6 protein-coding genes are annotated in these 10,802 nt (G+C 45.3%); all 6 read right to left on the bottom strand.

Features of this window, described 5'->3' with window-relative positions:
- Nucleotides 1–806 (bottom strand): PorP/SprF family type IX secretion system membrane protein (locus D2U88_RS08715; RefSeq protein ID WP_147378568.1); only part of this gene is annotated, 806 nt, incomplete at its 3' end.
- 33 nt (nt 807–839) lie between these two features.
- On the bottom strand, nt 840–5,891 hold the full coding sequence (locus D2U88_RS19515) for a T9SS type B sorting domain-containing protein (RefSeq protein ID WP_182859153.1): 5,052 nt from the start codon (nt 5,889–5,891) through the stop codon (nt 840–842).
- 11 nt (nt 5,892–5,902) lie between these two features.
- Complete coding sequence (locus D2U88_RS08705; protein ID WP_119639970.1) at nt 5,903–6,451, bottom strand: DUF4347 domain-containing protein; 549 nt, start codon at nt 6,449–6,451, stop codon at nt 5,903–5,905.
- A 476-nt stretch (nt 6,452–6,927) separates the two neighbouring features.
- Complete coding sequence (locus D2U88_RS08700; protein ID WP_119639969.1) at nt 6,928–7,533, bottom strand: Crp/Fnr family transcriptional regulator; 606 nt, start codon at nt 7,531–7,533, stop codon at nt 6,928–6,930.
- A 279-nt stretch (nt 7,534–7,812) separates the two neighbouring features.
- The gene (locus tag D2U88_RS08695) at nt 7,813–9,057 is read right to left on the bottom strand and encodes a YdcF family protein (protein ID WP_182859151.1); all 1,245 of its coding nucleotides are present in this window, start codon (nt 9,055–9,057) and stop codon (nt 7,813–7,815) included.
- 63 nt (nt 9,058–9,120) lie between these two features.
- The gene (locus D2U88_RS08690; protein WP_119639967.1) at nt 9,121–10,797 is read right to left on the bottom strand and encodes a RagB/SusD family nutrient uptake outer membrane protein; all 1,677 of its coding nucleotides are present in this window, start codon (nt 10,795–10,797) and stop codon (nt 9,121–9,123) included.
- Between the last annotated feature and the right edge of the window lie 5 nt (nt 10,798–10,802).

Here is a 10,802-nt window from a genome sequence, read left to right as displayed (position 1 = left end):
CCTATGTTCAGCCCGTTGCTGATATTGAACAGCACCAGGCCACTGACACTCTCATCGAAACGGTAGGAGGCACCGAATTCAAAACGCTCCCCGAAATCCAAGATCCCCGTAAGTTCCAGGGACATGGGCGAGGCATCCGCGTAACGGAACATCCCCATGGTCTTCAGATCCAGGGTCTTGCCGAGGAGAAAGGTGTACCCCCCGCTCAGATAGGCGTGCATACGGTCCACACCCAGGTAGGCATTGCCATCACGCTCCTGGAGACGGTCAGGGGTCAACAGCTTCGGTGCCGACACCGAAACAAAATACCTGTCGTGCTTCAAGAACACCCCGGCGCCCACATTGGGCGTGAAACGGCTCTCGTAGCCCACAAGTGCCCCGTCCTGCCCCACTCCGTAGGTGATCAATCCATCGGTATTGGCATCGTAGGAATTCGCGCTCCCCTTGATACCAAAGTACAATGTATGGTCCCCATCCAACTGTATGTGATAGGACACATCGATGGCCACCCAGGTCTGGTGCTCTATAAAGGTCTTGTCGTTCAGGATGGAGACCCCGAGGCCAAGGTTCCTGCCCATCGGCATCCCGAAGATCGCACTTTGGCTCTCCGGTGCCCCTTGGATGCCCGCCCATTGGCTCCTGATGCCCAACGAGAGTTCTGCCGACTCCGAACTTCCCGCAAAAGCGGGGTTATAGATGTTCATATTGTACCGGTAAAAGGTATAGTTCGGGTCCTGTTGGGCCTTTACGGCCACCGAAAGGACCAAGGCCATGATCAGTATTGCTATTCTATTTGTTGTATTCATGATTTTAAGCTGTGTTTTTTGTTTTGTTGATTTTTAATAGTTGATAAAGATCCAGCCCTGTAACGGAGCACTGCCATTGCCAAGATCAAGAATGTACAGATAGGATCCCGCAGGGAGTTTTTCGTTCCTGCTCTTGTAGAAACCTCCCCAATCGTTACGATAGGATCTTGCGGCGAACACCTCGTGTCCCCATCGGTTGTACACCTTCACCACATTGTTGGGATAATTGTCGATTCCTGGAATGATCCAAGTATCGTTGTTGCCGTCACCATTGGGTGTGAAGGCCTGGGCAGGTACCAAAGTGGGCTCCTCACTGGTCGGGAAGGCATCATCCCAATCCGCAACACCGTCATTGTCATCGTCATCGTCCAGACTATCAGGAATACCATCACCGTCCGTATCCAAAGGAGTACTCGAAGCATCTGTTGGGTCAGTACCCTCGTTCAACTCGACTTCATCGGAATATCCGTCCCCATCATCATCGGTATCGGCATTATCTCCAATACCATCGCCATCCGTGTCGGTATCCTCATTGGCGTCTGTTGGGAAGGCATCTTCATTATCAGGTATGCCATCATTATCGTCATCATTGTCCACATTATCACCAAGACCGTCACCATCGTTGTCCACGTCTTCCACTCCGTCATTGTCATCATCATTATCGGCATTGTCGCCAATTCCGTCACCATCAACATCTGAACTTTCATTCGGATCTGTTGGGAAGGCATCCTCATCATCGGGTACACCATCGTTATCCGCATCATTATCAGCGTTGTCACCTGTTCCGTCACCATCGGTATCGGTATCCTCCGTTGGGTCTTTCGGGAAAGCATCGTTGATGTCAAGGGTCCCGTCGCCGTCATCGTCATCATCGGCATTGTCCCCTGTCCCGTCACCGTCGGTATCGGTGTCCTCTGTTGGGTCTTTTGGGAAAGCATCGTTGATATCCAGAGTACCATCGTTGTCATCGTCATCATCGGCATTATCGCCAGTTCCATCGCCATCGGTATCGGTGTCCTCAGTAGGATCTTTCGGGAAAGCATCATTGATGTCCAAGGTACCGTCACCATCATCGTCATCATCGGCATTGTCCCCTGTTCCATCACCATCGGTATCGGTGTCCTCCGTAGGATCTTTTGGAAAGGCGTCGTTGATATCCAAGGTTCCGTCGCCGTCATCGTCATCATCGGCATTGTCGCCCGTTCCGTCACCATCCGTATCGGTGTCCTCCATAGGATCTTTTGGGAAAGCATCGTTGATGTCCAAGGTTCCGTCACCGTCATCGTCGTCATCGGCATTGTCACCTGTCCCGTCACCATCGGTATCGGTATCCTCGGTAGGGTCTTTTGGAAAATCGTCATTGATGTCCAAAGTGCCATCACCGTCATCGTCGTCATCGGCATTGTCCCCGGTTCCATCACCATCGGTATCGGTATCCTCCGTTGGGTCTTTCGGGAAGGCGTCGTTGATGTCAAGGGTGCCGTCGCCGTCATCGTCATCGTCGGCATTGTCCCCTGTCCCGTCACCATCGGTATCGGTGTCCTCCGTTGGATCTTTTGGAAAAGCGTCGTTGATGTCCAAGGTACCGTCACCATCATCGTCATCATCGGCATTGTCCCCGGTTCCATCACCATCGGTATCGGTGTCCTCGGTAGGATCTTTTGGGAAATCGTCATTGATGTCCAAAGTACCGTCATTATCATCGTCGTCGTCAGAATCGTCAGGGATTCCATCGCCATCGGTATCTTGGGCCGCTGTAATATTTGCATTATAGGTAGTACTACTCAATGCATCATCCCCATCCTTCACTTTAAATGAAAAGGAAGCGTAGCTTTCTCCAAATTCACCGCTCTCCGTGGTGTATACCAACAAGGTCACATCATCAATCATATCATTGATGGATACGGGGTTGCCGTTATACGTCAATGTTCCTTTTGAGGGAAGAGATACTACCTGAATGCCGTTGAATGCATCACTCGGATCATCATCAGCAAAAGTGAAATCGCTTGCAACAAACGCATATCCCAAATCCTGAATTACATCCACTGTGATATTCCCTCCTTCGGGGGTATCGTTCACATTGTTGATGCTAAAGGAAACGGTTACTGTTTCAGAGAAAGAAACAGCGTCTTCAAAGTTGTATGTGAAACTATCTGTTCCTGATTCGTCACCATCATGCTCATAGGAAAAAGTACCATCCGCATTGAATGTAAACGATGCCGCATGGGACGGATTAGTGATGATGTGATATACCAAATCATCCCCGTCGATCTCCACATCATTGGTGGAAACATCCTCGTTCAATGTTGCATTTTCATCCAAATTGAAGCTATCCGCATTTGCCACAGGTTCATCATCAGCAGGAAGAATGGAAAGCGTGATATTGGCCGTCACCTTTTGGCCTTGATCGTCCAATTCATAGGTAACGGTATCGGTGCCATTTTTGTTGGCATCGGGAGTATACACTACTTGATTGCTTCCATTGACCACGGCAGTACCCTTTGTTCCTTGTACCGTGATGGTCACCGTTGGGGTAACACCGGTATCGTATACGTCGTTGTACAACACGTCAATGGGGTCCGATACGGTATCTTCATCCAAAATGGCCAAGTCGTCATCGGCGCTTACCACCAAGGTAATATCATAAGGCCCAAAAGTGGCCGTCCCCACATTGCCTGCATTGTCCATTACCTCAGCATGGATATACCATCCTGAACCTCCAGAATTGAATGAGGTTGTTTTGGATTGGCTGTTGCTCCATGAGGTCCAAGCCGCATTGTCCGTTGCCGGTGGCGTGGCACTTTGTACTTTTGCAAAACGCTGTACATCAAAACCACTACCTCCATTCTCATCCTGAAAAACCAGTTGGATATCGGTATTGGTATCCAAGCTTCCACTGGATGGATTTGCCGTAATGGTCGGCAAGGTATTATCGTCCACAATGGTAAGCGTTCGATAGAACGGTTCTGACCATACCCCGGTATCCGTTTGGGTTCGCAAACTGATGATGTAGTCGGCAGAAAGGTTGTTATAGGCCGAAAAATCAGTCAATGGAGTAGAAGCATTATAAATCTGGGTGTCGGTTGGATCCCCGTTACCATCATAGGTCCGTTGGGTCACAATCCATTCTTGGGTTGACAACGTCCTGCCATAAGGATCAACCGAGTTGTCCTCAATGGCAATGGTCATGTTCCCGGTATAGGTATTGATCAAATCCGGTTGGATGTTGAACTGGGCAATGGGCAGATCTGTACTGCCCCCAGAACCTGATGTCTTTTCCACATAGATACTGGTAGGACTACTCCAGGTACCTTGATGATCTTGGACCCGTAGCATTACCAAATATTGACCATCGGAAACAGCGTTCTTATCAAATTGGCCATCCACCCAATCGTTGGTGGAAGCAGCGTCAACAGCTTTCCATTTCCATTCGGATTGGTTAATTCCATTATTGGAACCACCATCCAAATCGTAGGAGGTATTGTTGATGAACCCAGTATCATTGCTATAGGTAAAACTCGCCACGGGTCTACGATGGAAATACAAGGTAGTCGGCGCCGTAGGCATTTCTTCAAACGTGAAGGTATACTTACCGGGTTTTTCATAATACTCAGGTACATCTTCCAAGTACAGTCCACTCCAAGAAACACGCCCCGTGTTGTTTTCAAAATAGGTCTCATCATGGGTAATTTTCCAACGCCCACTTGGGTAACTGGCATTGGCGGTATTGTTTTTCAGCTGTGCCGGATCTACATCGATTTCTACCGAAGTACCTGCAATAAAGAACTCACCGGCACTTACGGTGCCAAATTGATATTGTTCATAAATGTATTGGGCCATATCATCGATCCAAGTGGACCAACTTCCAGCATCCCTATTGATAAAGGTTCCTTGATTGTTGTTTTGGGTAATAAACCGTTCAAACTGTGCCTCATTGGCATTGGTTCCCCAACCGATGTAATGGATATCCTCATTGATGGTACGCATCAAGATTTCGGAAAGATCAGTGTCCACATCAAAATCGGCAACTTCTATATCATCCAGGTTTACGTTGAAACGCAAGGCACTGTTTCGCCATTGAGGCTCCCTAAGTACATCTTTAAAGGCACGCAATTCCAATTTTTCAATGTTGATGTCCTTGAAGTAGGCATTCTGTTGCTCATGCACATAAAACCCATAGCTACCTGAAGAAAAGGTTGAGTCGGTAATATCAAAGGCTTCAACCCAATCGGTGCCTGCATTACCTCCGCCACCTCTTCGAGAAATTTTGATGTCATCCCCAGACATTTCAATTTTAAATTCAATCTCTTGGCCATTATAGAATGCAGAAAACATATCAGTTCTACTGGGATTCCAGCCATAGGTTGCCGTACCTGTTGTACCACTGTTGGTGTTCACGGCCAAAATGGTGGTCACCCCATTTTCACGTTTAAGAATCGCCTCGGCAGGATAACCATCGCCTGGCGCATAATTCATCAGGTTACCACACGCGGTATGGTTATCGATGATATAAGCGTAAAAATTGTTGTTATCCTCTTTCTTGAAAATGAAACCAACTTCAGCATGTGTGTAGGGTGCCCCAGAAAGTCCGAAGGTAGCAGAAATGGTCCCATCGGAAACATCTCCCGTAGGGTCATACATGGCCACACCATAATTACCCGAATTTCGGGCCACTGGATCTGCCAGGATCTGGTTTGTTCCCGAGTCAAAGGAAAAGTAAGGACCCGAATAGGCACCACCTCCAGCACTACTTAAATAGTTATGTGCATTAGGGGGTTCGGCTCCATTAAAATCCATAATGTTCCAGCTATTGAAAATATCGCTGGCATCTGCTTGATCGGAAGAAATGGAACTTCTTTGAAAAGCTTCCACACGGAGTTTTCCCAGAGGGATTCCCTTAAGGTGCATGGCCTGTTCAAGATCGGCCTCAAACGTGGAGAGGTCCACATTGGCCGAACCAACAGTTACCATGACATCCACATTGGGCCCCTGTTTTACGGTCATATCCACGGTTTGTGCCTTCACGGCTCCAAACAGAAGAAATAACAAAAAGAATGATAAGGTATTCGTTATGGTTTGTTTCATGGCTGGTAGCTCTATTTAAATATTGAATTATTGACTGGTTGGTTCATTGTGGTATGATCAAACTCCAAATCGGCCCCAAAAATGGAGCTGCAATTTGTAGGAACTGCAATGTTGAAATAAGCCTTGTCACTAATTTTTCTCAGTAAGGCCAGTCCTTCTGGACTGGAACCTAGATTGCAATCGTAAATAAGGAGCTGTAGGTTGGTTCCTTGATAAAGCCCCTCCAGCATGGAAAGCTCAAATTCCTGGTCTACCCCGTTGGCATCATAGGTTTTGCCCCCAAGCTCCATGGCGTTGTAGCTAGCGTTGGCAAACAGATGGACCACCTGTGCAGACCTGTTCTGCTCCAGATACTGGCGGATGGATTCCCAAGGATTTTTGGATGCATCAACTTCAACAACAGGTATGCCCGATCCCAAATGATCGAGCACTTGCTGTTTTTGGAAATAGTTGGAATCGATGACAACCAATTCATTGGATTGTGCCATGGATCTCGTAACAAAAAGGATGATCAGCATCAAAAAGAAGGAGGAAGATTTCCGGTTAACTTGATTTTTCATTGTTTTGTTGATTTTGATTTATTGTTTGTAAGTGATTCTTTTCGTATTCAACTTCCGCCGAAAAAAGGCATGGGAAGGTCAGGCCACCCATGGGGTAGCCATTTTCATGGATGCCCTAAATCTCATTTCTGACTGGGAATCCGATCAATAAGCCTGTGATAGTTTACTCAGGAGTGTTTAGTAAATTTCTTTCATGACAAGGGGACCTTTTTAATAGTTTCGTTTTACTTGGATAATTTTTCTCCTACTTTTTAAATAAAAAAATGTAGCATTTTTCCTATCCTTTGTCTAAGAAACGGAGGTGTATTCGTCTTATTTCAAGAAATCTTTCGGGGAATTGACAAAAATCAATTTTAGGTCATTTTCTTACAAAAAAGAAAGTAATTCAACCAATAAATCTATGTCAATCAGTACAGTATGGTCTTTCTTTTGGGTAAGACATTTAGGGCAAAACTGCCTTTGATATAAAAGAAAAACTAAGAAGTAATTTTCTTTTCCGCCAGTAACCGGGATAGGGTTTCCGGTCTCATTGCCAAGTAAGAAGCCAAGTATTTCTTAGGTATCCTATTGATGATGTGCGGATTGAGATTTTCTATAAAAAAGTTCAAGCGTTTCTTGGCATTGGGAATTCTGGCCAAGTACACCCTATGTTCCGCCAATATATAATATTCTTCGAGTAGTATTCTGTAGATTTGCCGCATTTCGGAGAAATTATTGAGGCAATATTTGTAGTCCTCATACTCCAAGTAATCACAGTGGGTTTCCTCAAGGCTTTGAATGTATTCTTTGGTAGGCACGTTCCTGAAAAAACCGGTTATGGAGGTAAAAACTTCATTCTCGCTATCGATCCATGTGGTGATCTCTGTGGAGTCGCTTTTAAAATATCCCCTCACCATACCGGTTTTGATAAAGTACAATTTATCACATACTTCCCCTTTTTTGCTGATCATCTCATTCTTACCAAAAGAACAGCTCTTGATTTTGCCGGACAGATATGATTTTATACCAGGTCCGAGTGGATAAATGGAATTGAGATAAAAAAGGACGAAAAGGTTTTTTTCGGGGTTTGGTTTGGCAATCATGCTTTAAATGAAATTTCTGACGAGGAGTAAAGCGTTTCCCAAAAATAGCATTTTGAAGTGATTAACCACTTCCGGCAGTGCGGTAATTTTGATGAACTTGACAAATGTCAATTTATAAGCGATCAAAGGATGTTTGGGAAGACACAATATTCTGGCATCATAATTTCCGACCACATAAAAGGCGCAGTATCAAAAAATCACTGCGCCCTTTCCAATTAAACAAACAAACTCACTCAACTTTGATTCATTCCAACTAAAATGCTCTATTTCCAAATCCCATCAAGGGTCTAAAGGTTGATAGGGATTTTGATGTGTGGAAACTTTGTTTCCCGTAAATTCCAAGGTGGATGGAGACAATCTAGAGTGTAGCTCCACAGGTTGGTATCCCAGTTCTTTTTCGCATCGTTCCTTGAAATAATCTCCTTCAACATAGGCACTATGTGCGGGATTGGTTACCATCAGACTCTTTTTATCGATAGGAATACCGTATTCAATCATCAACCGTGTGGCATTCCGCATATTGGTGGTGGTATGCCTGGCATAGGGTTCAATAATGATGCGTTCTTCTGGCACCGCATATTCCTCCATCAATTCCCTCTTCATTTCCACCGCCTCACAATAAGGGGTCATATAGGGATGAACATGACCACCGGATACTATAATGAACGGGGCCTTATTTTCTCGGTATTCCTTTATGGCCAATTGAAGATTGATTTTCCCTGCAATGGAGAGTTTGTCCCTATAGTTTTCAGGCCCACCGCCTAAAACAACAATGGAAGCATAGTCATAAGCCCCAAAATCGATTGTTTTGATAGCTTGTATGGCCTTGGCATTTTCTTTTTGGTCCAAGGGGTCATAGCGTACGGCTTCATCCTTGTGGTTGGCATACAATAGTGAAAGGGAAAGATTCAAGCTAGGTTGGAAAAACAAGTTTGTTTCTCTTGCATCTTGCTCTGCCTGTTGTCCCAAAATGGAAACGGCATAAACATATTGCTTGGATCTTACATCAAAGGATACAGAATCAATATTCTTGTAAAAAGGCTTTTTACCGGTTCCATAAACTTCTAGAACCGTATCCAGTCCTTTGGCGCACAACTCCCAAGCTTTGTAAAGAAATTTATCATCGGGATAATCTTCAAAATGGGCATAGCTATGGGACTTTCTTAGCTTCTGAATAAAACTTGAAAATGCTGCATTGTCCTTGGACACTTCCACCAGTCGTTTCCCAACGGTTTGGATTTTTTGTTCGCTCCATAAAAAAGGTGTAACAACCTCGGTAACACTTTTTGGAGGTACATCCTGTACAGTGGTTTGTCTTCCCAGGGCAAAATCTTTTAAAATTTTATCTTCCCGTAAAAGCTGACTGACTTTTTGGTCATCCATGATAGCGGAAAACAAATAGAAGTTCTTATCCTGCAATCCTTTCAAGGTCTTGTTCGGATATTTTTGGTCTTGCTGCTTGGTCTGGGCCATTGAAATTATTGAAAGGCCAAAAACCAATGAAAAGAGGAGAAGTTTTTTCATCATCTTGAATAAAAAAGGGCAACTCCGGTATGTGTTGGAGTTGCCCTGTATTTAATTTCCTGATTAATAACCGTTGTTCTGGGTCACCAAACCATCATCCACACTGTCAATATATTCCTGTGGAATGGGCCAGTACTCATTTTTGCCAGCGGTGAAAGCGGCATTGGTCAAATGGCTCCTCCTTGTTTTTTCAACCGAGAGGTAATCATCGATCACATCCTTGGCAATCCCCCAACGTACCAAATTGAAGAAGCGGTGTCCTTCCATGGCCAGTTCCAGACGGGTTTCCATACGTACTTTGTCCCTGGCATCGGCAGGATCGGTCCAAGTAGTATCATAGGTGCCGATATTGTAATTGGCCGCATCTGTGGCACCGTCCAAGGTTTGAACGTATTGGGAATTGGCAGCACGTTCACGGATTTGGTTCACCAAGCCACGTGCTTCCTCCAGACTACCCAGTTCCACAGCTGCCTCGGCCCTCCATAACAACACTTCAGCATATCGTATGATATAGTAGTTCAACGCATCCACATAAGGCCAAACCGTTACATGGTAAGGGGAATTTGCAGACAGAATTCGCTTTTTAGGACCAAATGGTCCGTAAGTGGCCAAATCACGGGCCCAAGTATCCTCGTAAAGAATATCCAAATCCTTGTAGGGAATGCCTGGTCGGCCCACAGTGATATCCAATCTTGGATCTACAGAATCGGTGTCGGTAACATCAACATTGTCTTCCATTGGCAATCCACTGGCATCGGTCTTGAACGCATTTACCAAATTTTGGGAGGGACGGTGAAAACCATATTGGGAGTAAAACGGTCCCCCGGGAGCTGTCAATCGGTCACCTATACTTCCATTATAATTACTGGATTGTCCATCATTTACAGAGTATTGTACCGCAAAGATCACTTCTTGTCCGTTATCATTTTCAGGCAAAAACACCGATTGGAAATCATCCATAAGTCCATAACTTCCTCCCATTACCAAGGTGGTGGCATCATAGGCCTGTTGCCATTTATCCTGGAACAGATACGTCTTTGCTAAATACGCCATGGCGGCCAATTTGGTAGGTCTTCCCACTTCTTCTTGGGTATTGGGCAACACGTCATAGGCCGCTTGGAAGTCATCCTCTATCTTGCCCCATAGTTGTTCCGAAGTGAACTCGGTGTTGGAACGGGCATAATCGGAAACCGTTTCGGCCGTCTCATCGATGTACGGAATCTGGTTGTAGATCTTCTTGAGTTCAAAGTAATAATGACCTCGTAAAAATCTAAGTTCCGCAGTTCTTTGGGTCTTTAGGGATGCATCAAAGTCCTCGGAGGCATTCAACAGTTTCATAGCCTCATTGGTCCTTTTCACTCCTTCGTACAAGGCCATCCACTTTCGTTGCACATCATAGGTGGTCGGGGAAGTGTTGTAAAGTTCCATTTGATGAATCTGGTTTTGGTCCCCGGTTCCGCCTCCACCTTTGTAACAATCATCCGAAACCACATCGCCGAAGCTCCAATTGGAAGCTGGGGAATTGTAGGCATTGCTGGCCCCATCGATTTGTCCATTAAGTACGCTATAGGCCGAAATAATGGCTTTTTCAACGTTTTCGGCTTTGGTCATTTCCGAAGGGGAAACTTCACCAAAGGTGACCTCCTCCAAATAATCCTTGGAACAAGATCCCAAGAGCGTAAGTGCCACGGTAGCACCTACCATCATATATTTTGATTTTATTTTCAACATGTTTTTCATGGCTT

The sequence above is a fragment of the Flagellimonas aequoris genome (assembly GCF_003584165.1).
In the GTDB taxonomy this organism is placed as follows: domain Bacteria; phylum Bacteroidota; class Bacteroidia; order Flavobacteriales; family Flavobacteriaceae; genus Flagellimonas; species Flagellimonas aequoris.
This window is presented reverse-complemented; position numbering and strand designations above follow the sequence as displayed.

Excerpts from the sequence above, each read along its gene's own strand:
- D2U88_RS08705 (WP_119639970.1), bottom strand. The coding sequence starts at position 6,451 with ATGAAAAATCAAGTTAACCGGAAATCTTCCTCCTTCTTTTTGATGCTG.
- D2U88_RS08690 (WP_119639967.1), bottom strand. The coding sequence starts at position 10,797 with ATGAAAAACATGTTGAAAATAAAATCAAAATATATGATGGTAGGTGCT.
- D2U88_RS19515 (WP_182859153.1), bottom strand. The coding sequence starts at position 5,891 with ATGAAACAAACCATAACGAATACCTTATCATTCTTTTTGTTATTTCTT.
- D2U88_RS08700 (WP_119639969.1), bottom strand. The coding sequence starts at position 7,533 with ATGATTGCCAAACCAAACCCCGAAAAAAACCTTTTCGTCCTTTTTTAT.
- D2U88_RS08695 (WP_182859151.1), bottom strand. The coding sequence starts at position 9,057 with ATGAAAAAACTTCTCCTCTTTTCATTGGTTTTTGGCCTTTCAATAATT.